Raw genomic sequence first — 24,341 nt, forward strand, 5'->3', positions numbered from 1 at the left:
TTAAGTCTTGCAGTATTAAATGTTTTGGTTGCAGACATAGTGCAGATGACAGATAAATTTAAGCATCGGGCAATCAATTTGGAAGTTGTTCCGTTTCCTGTGAGAATAAAGGCAGAGTGGAATCAACTCATACAGCTATTAAGCCATTTAATTAGTAATGCAGTTAAACACTCGCATGTGGGTGATCTAGTTACCTTGCAACTCACTCAGCCTAGTGGTTGGACAATCAATTAAAGTTAGCGACAAGGGTGATGGCATTCCCTTGTCGCAGCAGTTCCGCATTTATTGAACCCTTGTACCAAGTTGACCCTTCCTGCACTCGTGCGACTGGCAAACCAGGCTTAGGTTTATCTATTGTGAAACACCTAGCCGAAGGTATGGGAGGCAAAGTTGCCATCCTTTCAGAGCCTGGTGGTAGCACTTTTATTCTCACATTACCTGCTTTAAGAGCAAAAATATGACAGCACATATCCTTTTAGTGGAAGATGAAGTCAAACTGGCGCGATTTGTAGAATTAGAACTTTGTAGCGAAGGATATCAGGTAAGTGTAGCCCATGATGGTATTGCTGGTTTAACCCTGGCGCGAGACTCATCGCCAGATTTAGCGATTCTGGATTGGATGCTACCAGGGCTGACAGGTTTGGAAATTTGCCGCCGTTTGCGAGCAACAGGCAGTACAATACCAGTGATTTTGTTGACAGCAAAAGATGAAGTGAGCGATCGCGTCGCAGGTTTAGATGCGGGAGCCGATGATTATGTAGTTAAGCCTTTCAGCATTGAAGAACTACTAGCTAGAATTCGCGCCCATCTCCGCCGCACACAAGAAACAGAGGAGGATTTGTTGCAATTTGAAGATTTAAGCTTAAATCGCCGCACCCGTGAAGTTTTTCGGGTGAAACGAAGCGTTGAGTTAACAGCAAAAGAGTTTGACTTATTAGAATATCTCCTCTCACATCCCCGTCAGGTGTTTACTAGAGACCAAATTTTAGAGAAGGTTTGGGGTTATGACTTCATGGGTGATTCTAATATTATTGAGGTTTATATTCGTTATTTACGACTCAAGTTGGAAGAAAAGAATGAAAAGCGTTTGATTCATACAGTCCGTGGCGTAGGTTATACACTACGCGAACAATCGCAATGACTTAATGATTTCCACAAAAAGCAACATATTAAAGACAAAAGAGGATCATAAGTAAAAAATAGGAATTATGGGTTGAGGTTAACACCAAAAGTGAGGCTAACTTGACCATATTTACTGTTGAAACAGGCTATTCCTAAGAAAGATGTCACCCGGTTAGCTGTGGCAGAGTTTGCCAATGCAGGACAAAACCTCAACTTAAAAATAGTCGATTTGGCAGCAAAGTCTGATGCTATTAATACTCAGTTTCGCATGAAATACCGCGCATAGGATAACTTATACGCTTTTTCTGGTTACAAAACTGAATATGAAAGGGATATTCCCAACGAACTTGTGACTCGTGACTACAACTGTTTTACTCTAGCTTTAGGCAAGCTCAAAATTCATGACGAAACTTTACGCTTTCGTGTCAACATTGATATTGAAGTTGTGGCAACTCGTTCTTTGGGAATACGTTCTGCAAAGCAAACAAACTATTAGCTGGCAGGGTACAATCCACAAGCCTAATAAAATTTAGGAAGATTTTTTCCCATCTGAAACCATTTGTGAAAGAATATAAGCTGCAAAATCTAGTAACTGATCCAGTAAAAAGCCAATGATACCGATGTAGAGGATCACCTGGATTATGTAATCGGCATTGCCAGCTTTATAAGCATCCCAGAGGCTAAAGCCAAGTCCTTTTGGGCCTGTTAACATTTCTGTAGCAATAACTATAAACCAGGCTACCCAAATGCTAACTTTCAAGGCATGAAATATATGAAATATAGCTACTCGAAAGTTATTGTTCTGTCTATGAAAATGTTGCATACCTATTGCCGTATTAATAATCATCGTCCAGAGAGTTCCCAGAAAAACTACTATAATAGCAGCTGATTCTTTCTCTGGAAGTGCTATTAAGGCAAGAGGTAATAAGGCTATAGGAGGGATACTATGTGGTATCTGAAATATCAGCCTAAATAGCTGATAAATCATGCTATTGATGCCGATTAAATACCCGATAAAACTACCCAATACAACGGCTGGAATATAACCCACAAATAACCGTTGCAGGCTAGCTAAAATGTCTAAAAACATATTATTTTTCTGCCTCAGTTTTTATGGCAAACATTTGGGAAATACTGCGGCAACAACACAAAATAGCGAATAGAAAAGTGATTTTAATTGTACTTCCTCTTTTCTCATACCAATTATGTATGAAGATGCGCCTAGAAGACTTACACAAAACAACACTCTGTAGGGTCAATTAATGTAGACGCAAAGCGGCTTAAGGCAGGATATTGCCCCTACGTGAATAAAGCACAACCTTATATAGAATTAGTATGACGACAAGATTTCCTAAATCCTCCTTGGCTGTTACTCAAAAAAATTAGGTGTTTTTACGATGTGATAGTAGTAGTACACAGAAAAGGTAAAAGTTTGCTTTACTAAACCTTATCAGAAAAAAAAATCCTGATTAGTAAATTAAATACAATTTCCAGATTTGACTTGCTTGATGATTGAGCTAAGTGTGAACATGTAAAATTTTTAATAGCAAATAACTGGCAAAACTTGTTATTAATAATACAGATAATAAATATAATCAGAAGTATAAAGGATGAAATTTATTATTTAGTTTTCATCCTTTCCAGTTTAGCCTTTGCGATTATTTCCCTAGATTCCGCTTGATTTGGTCTAACTCATCCTGAGTTTCCCAGCGACGAAACTTATCTTCTAAGTCATCAAACCCACCAGAATAACTGCTAGTTTGATTTGACCAGCCATTGGTTTCCAAACGCTGGTGAGTTTGCGCTTTAGTATAGGCTGTCTGTGCTTCGGTTGCTTTAGCTTGCACCTCCTGTCGCCGCTGCTGAATTTTTTGCAGTAGTTCCTGAGATTGGTTAATGCGTTCTTTCAGCCCTTGCATATGTCCCCAGCGCTGATTTCCTTCGCGCAACAGGGCTGCTTCTCGCTCACCCGCCGCAGCTGCCAAATCCTCTCTGGCAGCGTTTTTGGCTTTTTGAACACGGATATGCCAACGCTGAATTTCTTGAGCGGTGGACAGAATTTCTTCTTGCGATCGCTTCTCTTGTAATTGTAAATCTGCAATCAGCTTTAATGTGTCTTCCTCTTGCTCACGCAGCTGTTCTAGCAGCGCCTCTAACTCCAAATGTGGATTGTTACGCAAGAATTCTTCTAAACGGTTTTCTAAAAACCGACTCAAATCATCAAATAAGCCCACTGCTAGAACTCCAGAGATTAGGTGCGTGACTATTTTATTGTAGTAATTATTCTCATGCGCGGAATCTAAATTTTAATAGTTACCGTCATCAAGGATGTGGGATCAGACAGCAACGTGAGCAGCTTGGCTCAATGCTAGAGAACTCAATATCGTTACTGCGGCTGAATTTGAGAGCAATTACCCTGCGGGTTCTCCGTTCGCGGAGCGTCTTGTAGAGAAAAGTACGCTTCATTCACAATGACTTGTAACGATTTTGGTAAATCTTTGCATTGGGATGCTCCCAAATATCTTCAGAGTTAATCTCTTCTTGAACAAGTTATGATTTTATACTTAAAGCTCTATTCGATGAGGTTTTATTCTATGCATCTTCATAGAGAATTGGTAGAAGTTAAACCATGCCCAAACACCTCCTCTACTTTCAGGGTAAACATCCAGCACATCTGTTCATGTACCATACCCTAATACCAATTCGTAATATTCTACAGGAAGCCGCACTTTGTGCGTCTACGTAATTGAGAAAGTCAGATTACATCTGGCTGGGTTTCCACCATTTGTATCTGTAGTCTGATTTTGGAGAATTGATGTAACATATGTCCAAAAAAAGTCAGTTTTAAGGGCGATAAAATTGCGACTAAAAACAAATTTTGAGCAATGTGGGATTATACGCTGTTTTGCGGCAGTACTGCTTTTCGGTCAAGTGTGGCTACATTTACTCCAAGGAAAAACGTACTACCGCAAGATTCTGCAACATATGGTAACTGCTGGGCCAAATTCTATCTCTCCAGTTCTCCTTGTCAGCTGTTTTGCAGGAATGATTTTTACTATTCAAATAACGAGGGAATTAGTACGATTTGGGGCTGTCGATGCTGTGGGAGGTGCTTTTGCCTTAGCTTTTTGTAGAGAATTGGCTCCAATTTTGACCGCTAGTATTATGGCGGGACAAGTCGGTTCTGCTTTTGCAGCAGAGATAGGTGCAATGCAAGTCACAGAGCAAATTGATGCACTTTATATACTCAAAACTGATCCAATTGATTATCTAGTACTTCCTAGAGTAATTGCTTGTAGTTTAATGGTGCCTTTGATGACGATTTTGGCTTTAGTTACAGGCATCATCGGCGGAGTTTTTGCCGCATCACAGTTTTACAAAATTATTCCAGAAACATTTTTAGAATCAGTCAGAAATTTTTTAGAACCGTCAGATTTGTTTATTATTTTACTAAAAGGGTTTATTTTTGGTGTATTGGTTGCTGTCATTGGCTGTAGTTGGGGTTTAACTACTAAAGGAGGAGCCAAAGAAGTAGGAGAATCTGCAACAAAAGCAGTTGTTACTAGTTGGGTGTCAATTTTTATCATGGATTTTTTCCTCTCTCTACTGCTGTTTGAACAGCCTACATTTTGAACCCAAGCAAGTATTGAACAAGATTCCCAACTTATTAAAAAAGTTGGGAATCTCAACTAAAAAGAATTCTTTAGGTAAGCAATATCGATTTGGAAGCGACACCAAAAAGCCTAGCTTTTTTGGGTATACTTCATAACGTTAGTGAAATTTGAGAATATATTAACTTGTAGGTTAGCGCACCCAAAGCTAAACCTCCCAATGAAAAGATAGACGCAGCTGAAAAGGCTAGCCCTTCTCTAAGACCAGCTTTTTGAAAGTCTATCCTGACTAATATAGTTGCTGAAATTATGAGTAAGGTATCAAGAAATACCCAAAACCAGGCAATCATAATAAAAAACAAGAAAGCTGCTAAGACGGCAATGCTGAAAGACCTAGTATTTGATTTAAGCAAAATACTATAGTAATATGTCATTTTCGGCCAAGGAGCAGTCAACGTTACTATTAAAAGCAAGATAGCAACTACAGTTACCAGCCACACAAACAGAGGAGCATGTGTTTCAGATATTACCCAGCCCAAAGTACTGTAACTAAGCAGTACTAACGCCAGGGACACCCAAGGAACTCTTTTCAAAATTGACATGGGTTGGTATTCCTAGTACAGGGTCAAGGTTTTATTCCATTACTGAATGTTATAACTCACCGTTCGCACCCATAGGATTCGACTAAGAAGAATTATCTACCAAGCCGCTATAAATATCAGGTGACAGACTGAGCAAACTAATAATTTCTTGTTGTAAGTGAATTCTTTACCAGGCGAGGGAACTGAAGAAAGTGATCCTTTTACCAATTAAGGCAGATTCTTATAACTATTGACTAATAGCTAAACAATCATTTTCTGCCCACCAAGCGTATATGGGCGTGTCGCGGTCTGGTAAACTGCCAAAAGTATTAGGTTGCAACACATTTATGTTAATGCCATTTGTTAATTGCACAACATAATTAACGTGTGTGCCCAAATACATAACATTGACAAGCCGTCCTTCAAAGGAATTAGCTGGCAAATTGGGTGGATAAAGCGAAAGCTGTATTTTTTCTGGGCGCACACTCACTACCACCGCTTGTGATAATTCAGATGGTGTATCTTCAGCGCGGCTAATGACAATTGAAAGTCCCGTTTTCGTCGAAATTTGCACATTAGAAGAGTCTACCGCTACGATTTCACCGCTGAATAAATTAGTATCGCCAATAAAATCAGCAACAAAGGATGTCTGGGGACGTTCATAAATTTGGCTGGGAGTGCCAACTTGTTCAATTTTGCCTTGGTTCATCACGGCAATGCGATCGCTCAAAGACAATGCTTCTTCCTGGTCGTGTGTCACCATCACAAAGGTCAATCCCAAGTCTGTATGTAAATTTGATAACTCAATCTGCATTTCCTTACGCAGTTTCAAATCTAACGCCCCTAAAGGTTCATCCAGTAATACGACGGTGGGACGGTTGACTAGGGCCCTTGCTAAAGCAACTCGCTGCTGTTGACCACCAGAAAGTTGATTGGGAAAGCGCGATCGCAAACTTTCCATTTTCACCAATTTTAAAGCTTCTTCGACTCTAGCTTCAATTTGCGATTTGCGTATTTTTTTTAACCTCAATCCGAAGGCAATGTTATCCCAGACATTCAGGTGGTTAAATAGAGCGTAACTTTGAAATACAGTATTGACGGGTCGGCGGTAAGGCGGCACATTAGTCATAGACTGACCCTGAATCAATACCTTGCCAGCGTCAGCGATTTCAAACCCAGCAATTAAGCGCAGTGTTGTTGTTTTACCACAACCGGAGGGGCCTAAAATACTAAAAAATTCTCCTTGTCTAACATCCAAGTCGATTCCATTTACTGCTGGTTCTTGGTTAAAAAACTTGAATACATTACGCAGTTCAACATCAAGTGGCTGAAAAGTTGTTATCCCCCTCTGATTCTGCATGACAATTTGAGCCATAATCCTTAGTAGAATGCCGTGATCTTACGTGATGTCAATAGTCTATTGGGCAGACTAGATTTGACACTTTGGTTTATTGTATCCGCCAAAAACAATTGTTCAGGAATGAATATACTTGCCCGATTCTTTCCTACCCGTTACTGGGGATGAGTTTGGGGTAATTGTATACAGATAATACCGCTCTTGGAATCATTCTTTGTCTTATGTCTTTATTCCCATTAATTGGCAGCAAAAAAGATACCCGTACAGTTGGACGTGGTTTCCAATCAATATTTTTAATTGTATTTACCCTATTAATGACCGCTGGGATTGAAGCTCGCTTGGCATATTTACAAATTGTTGAAGGCCCAAAACTCCGGGAACGAGCCGAAGCGAACCGAATTCGGATGATTCTTAAACAACCGGAACGGGGCAATATTTTTGACCGAAATGGCAAACTTTTAGCCAGTACTCGCTATCCTAGCTCTGTATATTTGTGGCCGATGGCACATACTAAGCCTTCCTGGTCAGTAGTCGGTCCCCGTCTAGCGCAAATTATCAACATCCCGCAAGACGAGATGGAAAAGAAATTAGAACAAGCAGGTGCTAATTCTTCTTCGCTGATCCGCATTGCTCGTGATCTAAATGAAGCACAAATCACGGCATTAAAGGAGTATAAAAATGAATTGCCAGAAGTAGAGATTAATAGAGATTCTGTACGTTATTACCCTCACGGTAAAGAATTGGCGCATGTACTAGGTTATACACGGGAGTTGACCGCCGACCAGTTAAAGGACAAGAAGCAGGAAGGCTATCGACTGGGAGATGTAATCGGTCAGATGGGGGTGGAAAAGGCCTATGAGAAAACTCTGCGGGGCGAATGGGGTGGTCAGCAGGTGGAAGTAGATGGTGCGGGTAGACCAATCCGGGTTTTGGGGGAGAAACAGGCAAAAGCTGGTAACGATTTGCACCTGACCATAGATTTGGATGTGCAAAAGGCAGCAGAAAAAGCTTTGGGAAATCACCGAGGCGCGATCGCAGCACTTGATCCGAATAACGGTGCTGTTTTAGCACTGGTATCTTACCCCACCTTTGACCCAAATATCTTCTCCAAACAAAAACTCTCCCAGAAAGATTGGGAAAGCGTGCAAGGTAAAGACCATCCCTTGATCAATCGGGCCCTGAGTGCCTTTCCACCTGCTAGTACCTTCAAAATTGTCACTACGACAGCCGGACTAGAATCAGGTCAATTCTCGCCTGACTCAGTATTACAGACCTTTGGTTCCCTAACTGTTGGTGGGGTGACTTTTGGAGAGTGGAACCACGCCGGATTCGGGCCATTAGGATTTCCCAGAGCGATCGCTATGAGTAGTGATACTTTTTTCTATCAAGTTGGCAGAAAAGTTGGTGGCCCAACTTTAATCCAATGGAGTCGCAAATACGGGTTTGGTCAAAAAACTGGCATTGAATTTTCCAACGAAGAATCAAAAGGCTTGGTTCCAGATGAAACATGGAAACAAAGAGTTTTGAAGACGCCTTGGAGTGTAGGTGACACCATTAATATGTCAATTGGTCAAGGCGCTTTGCAAGTGACACCCCTGCAATCGGCAATTATGTTTTCTGTCCCTGCTAATGGCGGGTATCGAGTTCAGCCGCATTTGCTCAAAGACAACGAAGAAGCAAAAAGTTGGCGAGAATCTTTAAATATGAAGCCGGAAACCATCAAAGTTCTCCGCGACGGACTGCGGAAGGTGGTGAGTGAGGGTACAGGTAAGCGCTTGGACGTGCCGACAATTGCCCCGGCGTCTGGGAAGAGTGGCACTGCTGAAGCTGGTATTGGTCGCCCAAATCATACTTGGTTTGGTGCTTATGCCCCCAGTAATAAGCCAGAAATTGTGGTTGTGGCTTTTGGTGAAAATACTGGCGAACATGGCGGGACTGTTTGTGGGCCGATGGTTTTACAAGTGCTGGAAGCTTATTTTCAGCATAAGTATCCAGGTAAGTATCAAAAACCTCAGCCTGAACCATCAGAAGCTAAAACTCAGAATTCAGGACATGGCACTGGAGACTAAGGCTATTCCATCACTCTGGTCAAAAAAAATCTCAGCCAACTTTTAAACATAGATAGAACTTACGCATCAAGTATGAAATGTAGGGGCAATTCATGAATTGCCCCTACGGGAAATCAAGGCTTTCACTGTCTTTTTGCCTAAGTCCTAATAAAAAGAAACTTAGTTTGAAGCTTTATTTTCTAACATTATGGCTAAAATAATCTCTTTCGTCTGAAACTCTTGTGTAGCAAAGATTATTGTTTTTTACTTTAGTGAGATTGATTAAAGAGCGCTAAGTAGAAGACAGGAGGTAGGAGCGTCACTCTGGGAGAATGCAAGTCTCTTACAGCAGTTTTCAGATAAATAGCTGTAAGTGGTAGATGTTTTGGCAAGCCGACGCTCGATCCGGATGATAATCGGTCAGTAGTACCGATTGCGTTTCTGCACAATTGCGACCAGAACGTTGTGACCTGTAACACAACCATTTATATCACCAGCTATAAAGTGTATAGAATTATTAAAAATACTTCTATCAAGTATCAAATAACCAGATTTTTAATAACTAGAGAACCTAATAAGCCAAAAAACATCTAATTTGCATAATCGAATTAAATAGAAATTTTGTGGGGTGGGCATCCTGCCCGTCCAGTATATGCAATTTAAATGTGGAACAGCTTACTACCTGATTTAGTCGCCAAATCAATCTTTTCAAATACATAATAACCCTCTTCCATCACTTTTGGAGAAAGCAATCGCTGCAAGGCTTACGAGACTTCACTTTCCAGGCTTTGGCTACATTTTTTAATTTCTATTAGAAAATAAAGTCTCAAACCTTGATTTAGTAATAGTTTCAGTTTTCTGCTTCGATTATTGTTTTCTGAGAGTGATGAAAGAGCGATAATTTGTGTTGGGTTTATTTTACCACGCCCAAAGTTATCACCTACTTGCACACCAAAAACTGTTGAGAGTATTAGAGAAATAGAGGTACGAAAAGAATGAAAAAGCCTATAATGCTTATTGGTATGTGTGGGTTACTAAGCAACATGGTAGTTGGTGTGTTACCGACACACGCTATTCCAGCATCTCAAGGAAAATGTGCATTTAATTTTGCAAGTATAACTCCCGCTAATGGTTTTCAACCAATTCCGGGATTAAGTGCCACAGTTACTAACTACGGTTCTACTACCAATGCTATTGTCCACGTAAGTGCAGACGTTGGTATAGATGATTCTGCTGAAGTACGTATATCTTACTCTATTGATGGTGGAGGTCCGCAAGAAAATACTTATGGGCCTGGTAACCTTGCCAACCATCAACAGTATTCTGAAGGTCGCGCTGTAATTGCTATTGTGCCAATTCCTTATGGAACCCACACCATTACACCTTACTGGCGCGTTAGTGGCTCTGCTGGTAAGACAGCTGTCATAGATTCGCGATGTATCACGGTAGAACTGAATACTCAGTAAGCGCAGTTAGTTTTTCCAAGTTTTAATAACTTGTGACTCAGAGTAGGCGCAGGGGAATGGAAAAAAGCGGATCTTTTGTTGGAAGTCCATAATTTTGCGTATCATTTCTCAATACCATACTATTCAGAAATGATACACAAGCAACTCCTTTATAAAAAGATAGTAATCTTTAGCTCAACTTTTATTGAGGTATCTTAGCGGGTTTCAAGTTTCTGGCTTTGTAGAACATTTCCAAACTATCGCGATCGCCTACAAAACGCCAGTGCCAAGGCTCATAACTCACACCTTGAATATTATCTTTAGGAAATGACATTTCAAAGCTAAAACGTGCTGCATTTGCTTGCAGCCATTGATAAGCCTTGGTCTTGTCAAAGTTAGTTTGGAGATTAGTTGCTGGTACTGCTCCATCTCCAACATCCACAGCATAACCTGTGTGATGTTCGCTATGACCAGGAGGAGCGCTGAGGGCAGCTCGTTCTGCTGGCGTCTGATTTCGCTGGGCACCCACAGCAAAAAACAACTGCTCCTGATCTTTAACTGAGCGAAAGCCAGAAATTGGTACTAAAATTACACCTGCACTCCGCGCTGCTGCTACCATCTCCTCAAACTTTTGGGCAGCAGCTTTTCGCATTCTAATGCCCCTATTTGCGGAGATGGTTACTAGTTCTGACTCAGGGGCTTCTGGGTATGGAAAATGCCCTAACACAGTATTGACATTACCAGATTCTGTAGTCGGTGTGGGTGTAGAACTCGTGGGCGAGGGTTGAGAATCGGCAGTTTTTTTGGGTGCAGTAACAAAAAACAAAAAACCGCTAATTAAAGCCAGCAGGATAAATCCTGTTATTCCCCCAATTAGGATAATTCGGGGTTGCAACCAAATTTTAGGTGTTGCATCAGGGGTATCGCGTACAGCCACTGGAATATCATCACCAAGGTCATTCGATGAGTTTTGCGGTTTTCCAGAAAACCCAGCCTTATTCAAGGGTAAACTCCTGTTTTTGTGGGATAACCATAACAGATTTTGCACTGGACAAAAGTGGACGGAACAGGTAGCATTTTACATCTGTGGTTTTAGGCGCAATCTTGACAAACCTTTTAGAACTATACGTCAAGCTGGGAGGATTAGTCCTGGTAGGTTTTATTCTGGGACGCAAACTACCTGTGACAGTTCCTACTCGTTTGGGACAGTTTCTTTTTTGGGTGGGAGTACCCATAAGCATAGTATCCTTTTTGCGTCAATCTAGCTTGTCGGAGCAAATTTTGATTGCACCTGCCTTCGCTTACCTAGCCATTTTACTAGGCGCATTTTTAGCTTGGTTAGGGATTAAAGCACAAGCCTATTTTAGAAATATCGTCCCCCAAGCACCAACTCAAGCTAGCTTGATATTAGCAGCAATGTTGGGTAATACAGGTTATCTTGGCTTTCCCATTACCTTAGCAATGGTAGGCAAAGAATACTTTGCTTGGGCGCTTTTTTACGATTTGCTAGGTTCATTCCCAGGAGCTTATGGCTTGGGTGTGTTACTAGCAGCGCGTTTTGGCGGTGGTATCCATAATCGTTGGCAGATTGCTAGGCCCATCTTAATTAATCCTGCCCTGTGGGGTTTCGGATTTGGCTTGATATTTCGAGAAGTAACAATTCCCACAATAGTGGAATTCTGCCTAGAGAAATTTGCTTGGAGTAGTGTAGCTTTATCTCTGGTGTTAATTGGAATGCGACTGGCACTGCTCAAGTCTTGGCATAGCCTACCACAAGCAGGGATGAGCTTGGGAATCAAAATGTTGTTAGTTCCCTTAATATTGGGCAGTATTGTACCACTGTTTGGATTAACTGGGCCGATAGCAAAGATCATCGTGCTACAAATGGCCATGCCTCCAGCTTTCGCTACACTGGTAATTGCTGAGACATTCAATCTTGATCGCGATCTGGCAGTTACTGCCTTAGCTGCTGGGGCTATAGTATTGCTGGTGACTCTCCCAGTTTGGCTGTGGCTGTTTTGATTGTGGATTTATGTACTGTGATGCGATCGCTTAAAACCCCAGGAAAAACGTATCTTATCGTTCTAATTTAAGCTCTTCCTTCTCTCACTTTGCGCTCTTCTCTACGAGGCGCTACGCGAATGCGTCCTTCTCTACGAGACGCTGCGCGTGCCCCTACAGGGAAGCAAGCTACACGTGGTGTCTCGTAGAGAAGGCGGTAGCCTGCGGCAAGCCGCTTTGCGTCTACGTAAAAAAAATTGACTTTGACAAATAGTTTTAGCCTTAACGCAAGCGCATTGCTTAATAGGTAAGTTATTTCCGCACGATTCCTTAGCATTGGGACTGACAAAAAATAAATTATCCAAAATTATTTGTACATTTGTAGGGGATCTTGGCCTTGCGCCCCTACGATGGGATGTTTTTTTAACTGCAAGTCCCTTATTTAGAGCGTGGCGAAGGAATTGACCTATATCAGTTAAACTTCTACTGGATGCTGCCCATAATATGGCAAAGCCTCTGACCAATTAGGAAACTTGCCCTCTTGCCAATCGAGATTAGCTAGTTCCAAAATACTGGTTACTGTCGCTGCTAACCCAGATTGGGCGTGAATTAGCTGATAATCAGTGTTCCAATTCGCTAAAGTTTCCTGCCATGCTTCTGGTGTCAACACTCTATCTGACAAACACACTCTTAGTTTAGAAGTATCTGGCTCAAACTGATAAATAGCAGCAAAAATTTGACCTCGTTGCGCTGGCATTTCCACAGCAATAGTTTTGGGATTTTGACTTTTGCCTGCTTCTGACCAAGCTACCGCAGCCAAAGTTGAAATTGCAAATACAGGAATATCTAATTGTTGTCCTAAAGTTCGAGCAGTGACAACGCCAATCCGAGTTCCAGTAAAGCCGCCAGGGCCTTTTGCAACTGCGATAAAGGACAAATCTGCCCAAGTTTGCGGTTTTATAAATTCAATTAAATATTGATGTACTAAGCTAGATAAATCACGCCCCAAATTCCAAATTTGAGAGCGAGTTCCACTAGCAAAACTACTAATTGACAAACCCAATTCGGCAGTGGTGGTGTGTAGTGCCAAGGCGGATTTATTTATTGCAAGGCGTTCTTGTTCTATTGTCAAAGTTACTTAAAATATCTATTTTTATAAATTTAACATTATTTATTCAAACATATAACACTTCGAGTCAGCAGCCCACATGAATGTACTCCCATGTGGAGCATGGGAGTGAGGCAAGCCTGATATGGTTTGCACTTGCACACTCTCTGCCTTGATGATCGCCGTTCTTAATTCTTTGGTGAGAGTTGCATTCGGGACACTTCATCTTTCCATTTTACAACTTCTACCATTCTCTTTCCCGCAACGTCGGATACTCAATCTCTCCTTTAATCTTCTGGGGTACGAAGTCTGGGATGTCAGTAGTGTCAATTGCGAAGACGAAGAACTTGTTTGGGTTATCGATACCCCCTGGATGGAAAGCGTCCGACGTTATAGTCCCAACGAAGTCGTTATCGTTGGTGATGAAAAGCGCATGCTTGATCACGCGGTTAATAACTACATCTGGCCCGAATGCCAAACCTTCAAGCTTGGCAGGTATGTCCTCTGCTTTGATCCCATTCTGAGTCAGCGTAGCTACTACATCGAGGAACAAGGTCTTGCTAACTGCCTTGCCAGCCAGGTTGCTTTCGCCAGTGATATTGCTTACTTCTTGAGCATTCGTCAGATCGATACGGTATATCTTCTTGAAGGCAGCCTGAGAGCCATCACCCAATCCCTTACCATCTCGTTCGTCTACTAGGAATTCGCGATCGTTGATGGACAAAATCTCACTTACTGTCGGGTATTTCGGTTTAGCTGAAGTGCCTATATTATCTAGCTGATAGGCATATTCCTGGATAGCACCTGTTGCAATGTCGATCTTAACAATTCTGGTGTAAGCGCCATTTGTACCCCCGTCCTGTAGCAGTGGACTCTGTATTATCCCAACTAGGGTCTTGCCATTAGGGGTAATCGCTAGACCTTCCATACCCTTGTTCGCAACACGTCCAGACGTGTTATTGCTAATCTCTGTATTACCAACGGGATTTAGGTTTTTGACTGCGAATTTGCTGTTGAGCGTAAAGACCTTGATCCGCTTACCTGTCTCCCGGTTGAATTGGTACACATAGGGGCCATATTCATCGGAGATAAAGATGGACTTACCGTCATTGGATACACGCACGCCCTCAGGATCTAAGCGGGCATCATTGGGATCGGTCGATATCTGGGTAGGGTCGAAGTTGTCTGAGCGTCCAGTGAAATAGTAGGTATTCTTGGCATTCAGGGCAGGGACACCACTGGGTACTCCTAGTCCCACCCCAGTACCGTAGTAGAGAGGATTCTTGCTCGATAGCAGGGTTGTGGCAATTAGAGAAGGAGTAAGAGTAAAGGGCAATGCTGAACCAAGCTGGCTTGGTACAAGTTTCAAACGGATGGTTTGGAAGCGGTTGATATAGGATGTTGTGTCATCCACTGCGCTATTGTATGCCTTGGCATTCGGGCCCCGATCTGGGATAGCGATGAAGGTGTTATGACCAGCGTAGGCTAGTCCCGATCCAAAACCACCGAGGAGGTTTCCCGGAACACCGCTTTCGAGCGGAGCGGAGGTTTTGCTGGAGAGATCCCTGATGTTACCACTCAAGCTCCCAATTGCGACCAATTTAACCTCTGCGTTAGCGGCGGGGGCAGCAAAAAATGACGCTAACAAGAACAGAATGAGATTTATCTTGAGCATATTAGTATTCCTACTAGGTGCAATATTTACTGAGTGATATTGTATTTTTTTTCACTTTTTCATTATCTATACCTAATGATTAATTTATTTTTAAGCAAAGATTAAGTCAGGATTAATTCAGAAATGACTGATGCCCACCAGTATTACAGCTATTTTTAGGTAAATAAGCTGTTAAGCATTTAATTTGCACATTGAGACCGCAGGGGGGCAGGGGGCAAGGAGCAAGGGAGAGCGTTTCCAGCTTTTCTTGACAATAAAAATGGTGCAACTTTTAGGTGCGACAGCTTAGACCACATCTGTCGTAGGGGCGCAAGGCCTTGCGCCCCTACGACAGATCAGGGCAAACGCATCATGTCAATAAAAACTTTTTATTCTCAATAAGCTGAAAAATAGTCGCATTAATCCCTACTTATTAACACAATTTTAGTGATCGCTCTGAGTCTTGGAAACTAAACCAAACCAGAAATGCTGATTTTGTCGTTAGTTCTCAACCTTGGTTGCGATCAAGAGTAATTTAGATGCGTTTGCCCTGTACGACAGATGTGGTTCAAATACTTGAATTTTGCTGTAAGTGAGGCTGTGGAGGGGCACAATAAGCCAAACGAGAGGACAAATTTTTTTAGCCACATTTCTTATTTGTGAAAAATGCGGCTAAAGTTACCCTTATAGTTACTTGCAAAAATATTTACGACTACTGCTGTTTGGTGCAGTAGTCACCTTTAAGATACACCAATCAATTTCTATCAAGTCGGCACTAATTCACCAGGACGCAACTTCGACCACTTACCCGTTTCCCGCTTAAAGCTCAGACAACCAACAACATCCCATTCCATTTCAATTACATCCTCTTTAGTGCGAATGTTGACATTGATAGAAGGTTCGTTCGGATCAAAATTTGGTGTTTCGGTCAAGTGAGGCTGTTGGTGCTGCCCTTCTACGGCATGATAGGTAAAACAGCTGTCTACATAGTGGCAGTTAACGCAAATACACATAATAGAACCAACTCCAGGGGCCTTTATTGTTAATCTAACTTAAGCGCAACTGTTATTCATGAGTTGCTGGGTTGATTTTTATTACAATGCATAAATCAGTTCTTTCTACCCTAGCTCCCGAAAATTGGCCTTTCAGCTTGGAATTCCTGCCACAACCGACTTACATGGTAGGTGGGGCTGTCAGAGATGCGATCCTTGGCAGAACTCGCGAATATCTGGATCTAGATTTTGTTATACCATCTAAGGCGGTAAAGGTAGCGAGAGCGATCGCTCGTCATTACAAAGCTGGTTTTGTGTTACTCGATGCAGAACGACAAATTGCCCGTGTGGTTTTTCCCCACGCCACAGCTGACTTTGCCCAACAGGAAGGAAATAGTTTAGAAGTTGATTTGCACAGACGGGATTTTACAGTAAATGCGATCGCCTATAATCCCCATACACAAGAAATTATCGATCCTCTACAAGGTTATGTAGACTTACAACAGGGCATTTTGCGAATGGTATCACCCGCGAACTTAGAAGATGACCCTTTGCGGTTAATGCGAGGTTATCGCCAAGCCGCCCAACTAGGTTTTACTATTGAGCCAGCTACCCAAGCCGCAATTCGTTCTTTGGCATCACATATCAGCAAAGTTGCAGCTGAACGAGTTAGGGTAGAAATTGGCTATCTGCTGGCAAATTCTCAGGGTACTCCTTGGATTACAAGTGCTTGGGAAGATGGGTTACTTGCCCCTTTCTTCAAAAATGCCACCCGTGAAAGCTTGATCAAACTAGCAGCAGTTGACAATGCAGCTGCCTTACTCACCCAAAATTGGCAACAACTAGGGGCACAACTGCAAGAGTATGTCCGTGATAGTATCAAAACTACTTGGTTAGGTATTGCCAAACTTGCTTGTCTTGTCAACCCAAATCCGGAATTAGCAGAAATAGAACTACAGAAACTAACTTATAGTCGTGCCGAAATCCGGGGTGTAACCACTGCCCTCAAACTGTTACCGCAGTTTCAAGTAGTCGATATGTCCTTGCGAGAACAATACTTTTTGTTCCATGACGCAGATATTGTGTTTCCCGCTACGGCAGTGCTAGCTGTAGCATTTCATAATTTGGTAGAGGCGATGTCTGGTGACAACCCACTAGAGAAAGGAGTTGCTACAACTTTGGAAACCAAAGCAATAGGCTGCCTTGTTTTGGCACCTTTAATCAACCGCTACCTGAACCCTGATGATCTGGTCGCTCATCCCATTCCACTAGTGAGCGGGAAGGAGTTGATTATAGCATTAGATATTCCAGCTTCGCCAATCATCGGCCAACTATTGAGAGAAATTGGCGTAGCACAAGCCGAGGGGAAAGTTTCAACGCCAACAGAGGCGATCGCATTTGCACGTCAGTTAGTTGGGGACCTGTAATATTGTGTTTCCGAGTCAATAGTAGATATTCATGGAATAGCCTGAGAAAATTATTAATATTGGATATAAAATTAGTGAATTAATGTGATGTATTTGCGATGAATTTGTCTGCAGCAATTCCCAAATTTGACGAATGTAAAAGTTGTTAATCAACGATCTGTACCGTGTCAGGTTAATTACTCCATTGTTGCTCATTTGCTCATGGGTAATTAGCTTATTTTATGTCAAATAAGCGATTGCCTGTATCTCCCAACCCAGGAATAATATAGCCATGTTCATCCAAATGGTCATCAATAGCGGCGGTATACAGCGGCACATCAGGATGTAGCTCACAAAAACGCTCGATACTTTCTGGTGCAGCGAGTAAGCAGACAGGTGCAGATACGTGAGTCAAACACGTCCGAACCGTTGCATTAATCATGAAGCCGCACAGCTACGGCTTTGTTGAGATTGGCGATCGCAGCGATCTCACCGACAATATACATTGTTACGCCCCCAATTTGCGGCAAAAATCCCTCCAAATCCGATCACGTGACCAATTCTGGAAGCATCCCCCCAGTTTGTTCAAATAAAGCGCAATGCCAAAGTGCTTGACAATTCCCAGTAAATCCAAAATCGGCATAGTCATTATTTTTTTAGGGATGTTTTGATCAGCTATTACTCACTAGTAGTCTGCCAACTACCTCTAATCAGTTTTGATTTTTATGACTCTAAATGTCTAGTGTGGTATTAGTCATATTGGTGAATACAATAAATCACACATAAATTTCATAATTAACAATTAATCCCTGCAAATTTAAAGATGACTTTAAAAATGATTTAATGGAGATATTTTGTGAGAAAGTTAATACAAAGGTATATTCACTGATCTCAAATTTATGGATTCTTTATCTATCAATTCCTTACTTGAAGAGTTGAAAAACCCGGATGCTACAGTCCGCGACAAGGCAACCAGAAAAATCTGGCGGATCTGGTTTCAGCAAAAGGGAATTTATGGGCTGGAAATAATTGACCGCAGTCAAAAGTTACTGGATGCAGGTGAATTTACTGGAGCCGAAACAACGCTGACAGCACTAATCGAAGAGCAGCCAGATTTTGCCGAAGCCTGGAATCGTCGTGGTTTTCTCTATTACAGTATTGGTGATTATCAAAAATCTCTGGCAGATTGTCAGATGGTTGTGCAGATAAATCCAATACATTTTGGAGCGCTTCACGGAATGGGTTTGTGTTATGCAGCACTAGGTGAGTATGGTGAAGCGATCAAAGCTTTTCAACAGGCTCTAGAAATTCAGCCCTATTCGCTAGTGAATCAAAAGTTGATTCTAGAATGTACATTTAGATTCAGCTACAACCGTAAATAGGAGAGAACATTACCCTGTTTTATGAATCGGTCATCACCCTCATCAACAGCAATTCATTGCCTTAGTCGCCGCAATTTTATTCAATACGGTTTTATCTAGATTAGTAGTAGCGTCATTGCTGCTTATAGTAATAGCAACCAACCGTCAACTAGCAATTCTCGGTTGGATAAAGTTATATTTGGCACTCAATGAATAGGACAATCACAACACGGCGGATTTTACCAGGTGATGTCTACGACGGGCTGCGCCAACGCGCAGCGTCTCGTAGAGAAGACGCCAAGACGCCAAACAAGAGCGCCAATAATTCGTAGAGTGTATGTAAGTCCTATTCAAATTCAAAATTAGGAAACTACAAAAACACTATCAGAACTTTCTGTGTATATTTGTGTAACCTCCCTCCGAAAAGCTAGCTACTAGGCGTCTATAATTTGTGGTTTGATTTCAAAAGCCGTGGGGAAAACCCAAAATCCACCATTCCAAAATCACCCATGATTGAAATTGACGGTTCCTACGGAGAGGGAGGCGGACAAGTTCTTCGCACTTCCTTAAGTCTAGCGGTCATCACTGGGCAACCCATAAGGATTGCAGGCATTCGCGGTGGACGCAAAAAGCCAGGATTAGCACCACAACACTTAACGGCAGTTCGGGCTGCGGCGAGAATTTGTAATGCCCAACTACGGGGTGATGCTTTGGGTTCAATGCTGCTGGAATTTATCCCAGGTAGTGCTGTGCAAGCTGGAACTTATACCTTTGATGTTAGTAAAGCACAACTTGGTGGTTCTGCGGGTGCGATCGCTTTAGTTTTACAGACAATTCTCTTACCTTTGGCATTAGCATCTGGCAATTCTCAGGTAACACTAAAGGGTGGAACTCATGTAAACTTTAGCCCGACAGTGACGTACATCGAGCAAGTTTATTTGCCGATATTGCAACGCATGGGTGTAGAGGCAAAAGTTAAATTAGGCGCTTGGGGGTGGTTTCCCCAAGGTGGGGGAGAGGTGCAGTTGCAGGTGAATGGCGGTAGTCAACTGGGTGGGATCGACTTGTTGGAACGGGGAGAGTTACAACAGGTGCGGGGACTAGCAGTGGTGACGGAATTGCCTTCCCATATTCCGCAACGGATGGCGAATCGTGCTGAAAATTTGTTACGCGAGGCCCATTTGAAAGTTACTGTACACGCCTTGCGAGAAAGAGGTGTGGCACCGGGGGCGGGTATTTTTTTAACTGCTGAATATCAAAACAGTTTGACTGGCTTTGGTGGGTTTGGGCGTTTGCGGTTGTCGGCGGAGACAGTTGCAGAGATTGCTTGTCAACAACTGCTTGAGTTTCATCAAACTGGTGCAGCAGTGGATGAACATTTAGCAGATCAATTATTATTGGCAGCTGCTTTAGCGTCACACAGAAGTCAGTATCGAGTAGCTGAGGTGAGTAGGCATTTGACGACGAATGCGGCGGTTATTAAACAGTTTGGGCTGGCGCAAATCACGGTAGATGAAGCTGAGAAAATAGTGTCGGTAATTCCTGCTGATTAAGGATTTAGATGAGGCTGTCATCAGCGGACAGTTTCTGCAAGAGACATACTACTTTGAGCCTAGCCTTGTGGATAAAGCTTCACTCTTCACCCCTGAAAAAGAAGAGTTTGCGCGAACCAGTATGTTTACACAAACCACTTAAATATTAGACATCTGTTGAAAAAGAATGTAGAGACGCGTTAGCACAGCGGAACGTTAGCGTATTAGGGCAAAGCCCAGTACAATTTTGCCTCTCTACAAGGATTTTAGAATTTTGAATTTTGAATTTTGAATTTTGAATTGTTAACTCTCCTTCTTTTCTTGCCGTTCTTTGAGTTTCAGCATGATCTCTGCGTGCATCTCACGGGTAATTGGGTAAAAATACGTTAAAACTAAACCAAGAATTAAACAAACTGTAGGTATAGGCCCAACAGCAATGCGAATAGCAAACAGTGCTGATTCTGGTTGCGTGGGTGGTAGACTTCCGGCTACAGATTCTTTGAAACCAGCTATTTGCAAAGCATTTCCCACCAAAAATAGCCCAAAAGCTAAACCAAATTTTTGTAGCAAAACCATGAAGCCATAAAAAATGCCTTCTCTGCGTTGTCCAGTTTGGAGTTCATCTAATTCAATCACATCTGGAATCATCGACCAGGGAATTAAATAAGCTGTGGAGACACCAACACCCGCCATCACAGCCATCACATACATCAAACCTATTTGACCAGGTTGTAAGAAAAATAGTCCGGCGGCGGCTATTATCCATAAACTCATTCCCAGAAAATAAACAAGTTTTTTGCCGAGTTTTTTACTCAGCGCCCCCCAGACAAATAGCATCAGCAGGGCTGTTCCTTGGACTGCAATCAGCACTGTGGGCACATCTGATTCTTTGAGTTTCATCCAATCGACTACAAAATAGGGAATAATGCTGGCTGTAATCTGCACACCTAGCCAAGAAAAAAGATATATACCAATAACAAATAAAAAAGGCCGGTTGCTGAAGACAATTTTTAGCTGTTCGCCGAAGGAGACAGATGCAGGTTCTTCGGCTAGGATGCGTTTAGCCTCAAAAGCAAGGATGCGATCGCGGACTCCAAAAACGCACCAATATAATCCTAAAATTGAAATTACAGTACAAATTGCTGTTAAAACAAGATATCGTTGTTGGCGATCGGCAATCAGTGAAAAAACGATTTGCGTTAAAATCAACGACACAATACTGCCACCAATGGAAAATGTAAAACGGTAGCTGTTAAGGCTGGTGCGTTCGTCGTAATCTTGAGTTAGTTCTGGAGTCATCGCCGTATAAGGCAAATTCACAACCGTATAAAAGGACTGAGATAGAATCCCAATCGCTACGTAATACCAGAACAGCGGCCAAATATTCTCACTCTGATTTGCCCTAAATTGCGGTACAATCCACTGCAATAAAAAGAAAATACCAAAGGGAATAGCCCCATAAAACATCCAAGGAAGACGACGGCCCCAACGACGAGATTTCGTTTTATCACTCAAGAACCCGACAAGCGGATCATTTATGCCATCCCAGATTTTGCCAATCATCAAAATAGTGCCAGCTAAACCCGCAGGGATACCAGCGACACTGGTAAAGAAAATCAGTAGATAAAAGACGGAGATACTTGCAGTAATCGCTGGGCCAAAATCCCCTGCACCGTAAGCCAGCTTTGTTTTTAAATTAAGTTTTTCACTCTTAGGATCTCGTTGGGCATCGTTATCAGCAGCAGAATCGTTCATAATAACTTGCACTCATACTAAAATAAAAAGTTTGCATAGGCGTAACCCGCACTTTTCTTTGAGACACTCTTGCTAGCTTGCTTCCACGAGGTGGTACGGCAAGCTCAGTGACGTAGACATCGCCTTCAATCTAGCTATCTACAACTCCCGTTAGACTTATGCCAGACCTTTATGTTTCTTGGTCAGATTATCACCAAAAAATTGAACAACTGGCTATTCAGATTTATGAATCCGGTTGGGAATTCAACCAGATTATCTGTCTTGCCAGAGGAGGACTACAAGTTGGAGATATTCTTTCCCGTATATACCAGCAGCCACTGGCAATTTTAGCAACCTCATCTTACAGTGGCACTGGTAAGCAAGAAAGAAATAATTTAATTTTCTCCCGCCACTTGACAATGACTGCTGAAAAGTTAGGTTCGCGCATTCTCCTAGTGGATGACTTAGTAGACTCTGGGATCACCCTCCAACAGACTATACCTTGGCTCAAGCAAAATATTGATTTTCCGATTGAAGAAATTCGCACCGCCGTACTTTGGTATAAAGCCTGTTCAGTTATAGCACCTGATTATTATGTGGATTACTTGGCTGACAACCCCTGGATTCACCAACCCTTTGAACACTACGAGCAGATGAACATCGCAGAACTTGCGGCTAAGGTAAATCAACCGTGCTGATAAATACCTGGTAGTGTAATTAACGTATGATTTATGTTACATTTTTTTAGGGTAAATCAATTGTGTTGATAAATACCCAATTTTTTGTGATTTATATTTATGGAAGAAACAGTCCACGACAACTTTTTCAAGAACTTTACTGTAATAACAGCAACTATATCGGCAGCAGATGATCTTCCTGAAACTTCAGGTATTTATGCTTTTTATCATGCATTTGATTTTTTAGAAAATAACTTATCTGAATATATAGATACTCGCATAAAAAATACGGTATTTAAAACAAAGTTTTCTGAGGAAGAGAATAGAAGTAAGTTTATTGTCAATACTTGTGGAGAGTCAGTTGGTTTGTCTCAAAAAATGGATCAATTTATCAAAGCTGTTTCTCAGCCTAAAGAACGAAGAATTTTAAAAAATCTCCTAATTTCATGTAGCATTTTCCAGCGTCCAGATTACATTGGCACTGCAAACAATTTAAGAGATAGATTTATTCAGCATTTGGAACGAGATGATGGTTTTTTCTCAAAGTACGGAAACTCAAGGTTAAATGATGAATTTTTATTCGTTTGTTTTCCTTGTCCAAAAAATATTTCCAGAGAATTGGAAAGCCTGTTAATTCAGCTATGTCAGCCTAAGTTTAATACACAGAGGAGTTAGAAAATGGAATTAGATAATCAGTCTCCAGAGACTATTGAATATAAAGCAATCAGTGGTAAGTTTGGTGATGTTAGGTACTTTATAACAACTCTTGAGCAAAGTGATGCAGTTGAAAACATTCAATTTGCTGATGACATTCAAAATAGTTGGAGCTTCTCTGAACGAGTTCAGAGAAAACTAGATGAAAACAGAGCGAATACAGAAATATTTTCTTACCTAGCGCAGGGTGGAATTCGCTTTTTTAATTCAATTGTAATCGTGCTTTTGCCTAACTCGAATGACCAAAGAGAAAGAGAGTTTTGGGACTTCTCTGAAGTTAGAAGTCAGGGAAAAATTGTCGAGAAATGGGTCAATTTAAAGCTGTATAAGAACGTAGCTAGAATTGTAATTGATGGTCAACATAGACTTCTTTCACTAAAGAGATATTGGAACGCTCATACTGGAAAAGAGCCTTTAAGTCTTCAACAAATGAATGACAATTTCAGTTGCTCAGAAACATTTGATATCCCAGTGGTTTATTTAGTGTTTGGCGATCTTGGCAGGGTTGGTCATGCAGACTTAAGCGAAACTGTAAGAGATGAGATAATCAAATCAACTCGCAATATCTTTACAGTTATAAACAAGACTGCAAAATCAATCGATAAACAAACTCAGCTATTGCTTGATGACAGTAAAATATCAGCATTGATTCCTAGAAAGCTTTTAGAGGAAAAAGTACTTGAAGAGAGATTCATTAGATGGTCTTCCACATCAACAAGCTTGACCCAATCAGAACCTTACCTAACGAATTTAGATTTTGTTAGCCAATGTACTATTGAATTATTGAAAGATTATCAGAAGGAAGCTTTAAAGAAATCATTCAATTCACCAACTGAGCGTAATAAAGCTCTGGATGATTATTATGAGTCTCATCCTAAACTTCCTAAAATAGGCACAAAAGCATTACTTACAGCAATTTTCATGTAATTGAACCACAAAGGACGGTAACATAGACATGAAGTAATTGTTTTATTCGATGCCAGTATCTTACTCGGAGG

General features: G+C 41.6%; 25 protein-coding genes and 2 pseudogenes. 16 read left to right on the forward strand and 11 right to left on the reverse strand.

Annotated elements, in window-relative coordinates:
* The first annotated feature begins 45 nt into the window (after nt 1-45).
* The 5 genes from V7K21_RS01640 (at nt 46) to V7K21_RS01660 (ending at nt 1,618) form a co-directional block, all read left to right on the forward strand.
* Nucleotides 46-234, forward strand: a complete 189-nt coding sequence (locus V7K21_RS01640; protein WP_335171091.1) for an ATP-binding protein — start codon at nt 46-48, stop codon at nt 232-234.
* A complete protein-coding gene (locus tag V7K21_RS01645; protein WP_335171092.1) occupies nt 219-461 on the forward strand; it encodes an ATP-binding protein in 243 nt (80 codons plus the stop codon). Before V7K21_RS01640 ends, V7K21_RS01645 begins: the two co-directional genes overlap by 16 nt.
* On the forward strand, nt 458-1,141 hold the full coding sequence (locus V7K21_RS01650; RefSeq protein ID WP_335171093.1) for a response regulator transcription factor: 684 nt from the start codon (nt 458-460) through the stop codon (nt 1,139-1,141). Before V7K21_RS01645 ends, V7K21_RS01650 begins: the two co-directional genes overlap by 4 nt.
* A gap of 117 nt (nt 1,142-1,258) precedes the next feature.
* Entirely contained in the window at nt 1,259-1,408 is a 150-nt protein-coding gene (locus V7K21_RS01655) for a hypothetical protein (RefSeq protein ID WP_335171094.1), read from the forward strand.
* 63 nt (nt 1,409-1,471) lie between these two features.
* Nucleotides 1,472-1,618, forward strand: a complete 147-nt coding sequence (locus V7K21_RS01660) for a hypothetical protein (protein WP_335171095.1) — start codon at nt 1,472-1,474, stop codon at nt 1,616-1,618.
* Between the two features lie 33 nt (nt 1,619-1,651).
* Here the strand turns inward: V7K21_RS01660 and V7K21_RS01665 are convergent, their stop codons facing one another.
* Both V7K21_RS01665 and V7K21_RS01670 read right to left on the reverse strand, forming a co-directional pair.
* Nucleotides 1,652-2,212: a nitrate transporter gene (locus tag V7K21_RS01665; protein ID WP_335171096.1), complete on the reverse strand. Its 561-nt coding sequence runs from the start codon at nt 2,210-2,212 to the stop codon at nt 1,652-1,654.
* 568 nt (nt 2,213-2,780) lie between these two features.
* Nucleotides 2,781-3,356 (reverse strand): TIGR04376 family protein, encoded by a 576-nt coding sequence (locus V7K21_RS01670; RefSeq protein ID WP_335171097.1) that lies wholly within the window; start codon nt 3,354-3,356, stop codon nt 2,781-2,783.
* Between the two features lie 625 nt (nt 3,357-3,981).
* Here V7K21_RS01670 and V7K21_RS01675 point away from each other — a divergent pair.
* Complete coding sequence (locus V7K21_RS01675) at nt 3,982-4,755, forward strand: MlaE family lipid ABC transporter permease subunit (protein ID WP_335171098.1); 774 nt, start codon at nt 3,982-3,984, stop codon at nt 4,753-4,755.
* Nucleotides 4,756-4,885: 130 nt separating this feature from the next.
* Here V7K21_RS01675 and V7K21_RS01680 read toward each other — a convergent pair whose 3' ends face one another.
* Both V7K21_RS01680 and V7K21_RS01685 read right to left on the reverse strand, forming a co-directional pair.
* On the reverse strand, nt 4,886-5,335 hold the full coding sequence (locus V7K21_RS01680; RefSeq protein WP_335171099.1) for a hypothetical protein: 450 nt from the start codon (nt 5,333-5,335) through the stop codon (nt 4,886-4,888).
* A 226-nt stretch (nt 5,336-5,561) separates the two neighbouring features.
* Nucleotides 5,562-6,689: an ABC transporter ATP-binding protein gene (locus tag V7K21_RS01685; RefSeq protein ID WP_335171100.1), complete on the reverse strand. Its 1,128-nt coding sequence runs from the start codon at nt 6,687-6,689 to the stop codon at nt 5,562-5,564.
* 203 nt (nt 6,690-6,892) lie between these two features.
* On the opposite strand from V7K21_RS01685, the gene mrdA reads away from it, so the two are divergent.
* On the forward strand, nt 6,893-8,740 hold the full coding sequence (gene mrdA, locus V7K21_RS01690) for a penicillin-binding protein 2 (protein WP_335171101.1): 1,848 nt from the start codon (nt 6,893-6,895) through the stop codon (nt 8,738-8,740).
* A 974-nt stretch (nt 8,741-9,714) separates the two neighbouring features.
* On the forward strand, nt 9,715-10,185 hold the full coding sequence (locus V7K21_RS01695; RefSeq protein ID WP_335171102.1) for a hypothetical protein: 471 nt from the start codon (nt 9,715-9,717) through the stop codon (nt 10,183-10,185).
* 181 nt (nt 10,186-10,366) lie between these two features.
* Here V7K21_RS01695 and V7K21_RS01700 read toward each other — a convergent pair whose 3' ends face one another.
* Nucleotides 10,367-11,167, reverse strand: coding sequence for a M15 family metallopeptidase (locus tag V7K21_RS01700; RefSeq protein WP_335171103.1), 801 nt, complete (start codon nt 11,165-11,167; stop codon nt 10,367-10,369).
* 101 nt (nt 11,168-11,268) lie between these two features.
* On the opposite strand from V7K21_RS01700, the gene V7K21_RS01705 reads away from it, so the two are divergent.
* A complete protein-coding gene (locus V7K21_RS01705) occupies nt 11,269-12,186 on the forward strand; it encodes an AEC family transporter (RefSeq protein ID WP_335171104.1) in 918 nt (305 codons plus the stop codon).
* A gap of 454 nt (nt 12,187-12,640) precedes the next feature.
* Here V7K21_RS01705 and tsaB read toward each other — a convergent pair whose 3' ends face one another.
* From tsaB to V7K21_RS01720, 3 genes are all read right to left on the reverse strand, one after another.
* Nucleotides 12,641-13,297, reverse strand: coding sequence for a tRNA (adenosine(37)-N6)-threonylcarbamoyltransferase complex dimerization subunit type 1 TsaB (gene tsaB, locus V7K21_RS01710; RefSeq protein WP_335171105.1), 657 nt, complete (start codon nt 13,295-13,297; stop codon nt 12,641-12,643).
* A 220-nt stretch (nt 13,298-13,517) separates the two neighbouring features.
* Nucleotides 13,518-14,948, reverse strand: coding sequence for an esterase-like activity of phytase family protein (locus tag V7K21_RS01715; protein ID WP_335171106.1), 1,431 nt, complete (start codon nt 14,946-14,948; stop codon nt 13,518-13,520).
* Nucleotides 14,949-15,691: 743 nt separating this feature from the next.
* Complete coding sequence (locus tag V7K21_RS01720) at nt 15,692-15,940, reverse strand: Ycf34 family protein (protein ID WP_292790237.1); 249 nt, start codon at nt 15,938-15,940, stop codon at nt 15,692-15,694.
* An 86-nt stretch (nt 15,941-16,026) separates the two neighbouring features.
* On the opposite strand from V7K21_RS01720, the gene V7K21_RS01725 reads away from it, so the two are divergent.
* Nucleotides 16,027-17,346: a CCA tRNA nucleotidyltransferase gene (locus V7K21_RS01725; protein WP_335171107.1), complete on the forward strand. Its 1,320-nt coding sequence runs from the start codon at nt 16,027-16,029 to the stop codon at nt 17,344-17,346.
* Nucleotides 17,347-17,560: 214 nt separating this feature from the next.
* On the opposite strand, the pseudogene V7K21_RS01730 reads toward V7K21_RS01725, so the two are convergent.
* Nucleotides 17,561-17,719 (reverse strand): annotated as a pseudogene (locus tag V7K21_RS01730) (uracil phosphoribosyltransferase); the annotation flags it as partial.
* 43 nt (nt 17,720-17,762) lie between these two features.
* A pseudogene (locus tag V7K21_RS01735) lies at nt 17,763-17,921 on the reverse strand (GTP cyclohydrolase II); the annotation flags it as partial.
* 303 nt (nt 17,922-18,224) lie between these two features.
* Between V7K21_RS01735 and V7K21_RS01740 the strand changes: the two are divergent.
* From V7K21_RS01740 to rtcA, 3 genes are all read left to right on the forward strand, one after another.
* Nucleotides 18,225-18,707 carry a tetratricopeptide repeat protein gene (locus V7K21_RS01740; RefSeq protein WP_273765268.1) on the forward strand — a complete coding sequence of 161 codons (483 nt, stop codon included), beginning with the start codon at nt 18,225-18,227 and terminating at the stop codon, nt 18,705-18,707.
* Nucleotides 18,708-18,895: 188 nt separating this feature from the next.
* Nucleotides 18,896-19,018: a hypothetical protein gene (locus V7K21_RS01745; RefSeq protein WP_335171108.1), complete on the forward strand. Its 123-nt coding sequence runs from the start codon at nt 18,896-18,898 to the stop codon at nt 19,016-19,018.
* A 177-nt stretch (nt 19,019-19,195) separates the two neighbouring features.
* Nucleotides 19,196-20,239, forward strand: a complete 1,044-nt coding sequence (rtcA, locus tag V7K21_RS01750) for an RNA 3'-terminal phosphate cyclase (protein ID WP_335171109.1) — start codon at nt 19,196-19,198, stop codon at nt 20,237-20,239.
* A gap of 282 nt (nt 20,240-20,521) precedes the next feature.
* Here the strand turns inward: rtcA and V7K21_RS01755 are convergent, their stop codons facing one another.
* Nucleotides 20,522-21,973, reverse strand: coding sequence for an MFS transporter (locus V7K21_RS01755; protein ID WP_335171110.1), 1,452 nt, complete (start codon nt 21,971-21,973; stop codon nt 20,522-20,524).
* Nucleotides 21,974-22,131: 158 nt separating this feature from the next.
* Here V7K21_RS01755 and V7K21_RS01760 point away from each other — a divergent pair, with 158 nt between their 5' ends.
* The 3 genes from V7K21_RS01760 to V7K21_RS01770 all read left to right on the forward strand — a co-directional run bounded on the left by V7K21_RS01760 (nt 22,132) and on the right by V7K21_RS01770 (nt 24,270).
* The gene (locus tag V7K21_RS01760; protein ID WP_335171111.1) at nt 22,132-22,650 is read left to right on the forward strand and encodes a phosphoribosyltransferase; all 519 of its coding nucleotides are present in this window, start codon (nt 22,132-22,134) and stop codon (nt 22,648-22,650) included.
* A 99-nt stretch (nt 22,651-22,749) separates the two neighbouring features.
* Nucleotides 22,750-23,304: a GIY-YIG nuclease family protein gene (locus tag V7K21_RS01765; protein WP_335171112.1), complete on the forward strand. Its 555-nt coding sequence runs from the start codon at nt 22,750-22,752 to the stop codon at nt 23,302-23,304.
* A 3-nt stretch (nt 23,305-23,307) separates the two neighbouring features.
* Nucleotides 23,308-24,270 carry a DGQHR domain-containing protein gene (locus V7K21_RS01770; RefSeq protein WP_335171113.1) on the forward strand — a complete coding sequence of 321 codons (963 nt, stop codon included), beginning with the start codon at nt 23,308-23,310 and terminating at the stop codon, nt 24,268-24,270.
* Nucleotides 24,271-24,341 lie beyond the last annotated feature (71 nt).

This window comes from Nostoc sp., assembly GCF_036919595.1.
Taxonomy (GTDB): Bacteria; Cyanobacteriota; Cyanobacteriia; order Cyanobacteriales; family Nostocaceae; genus Nostoc.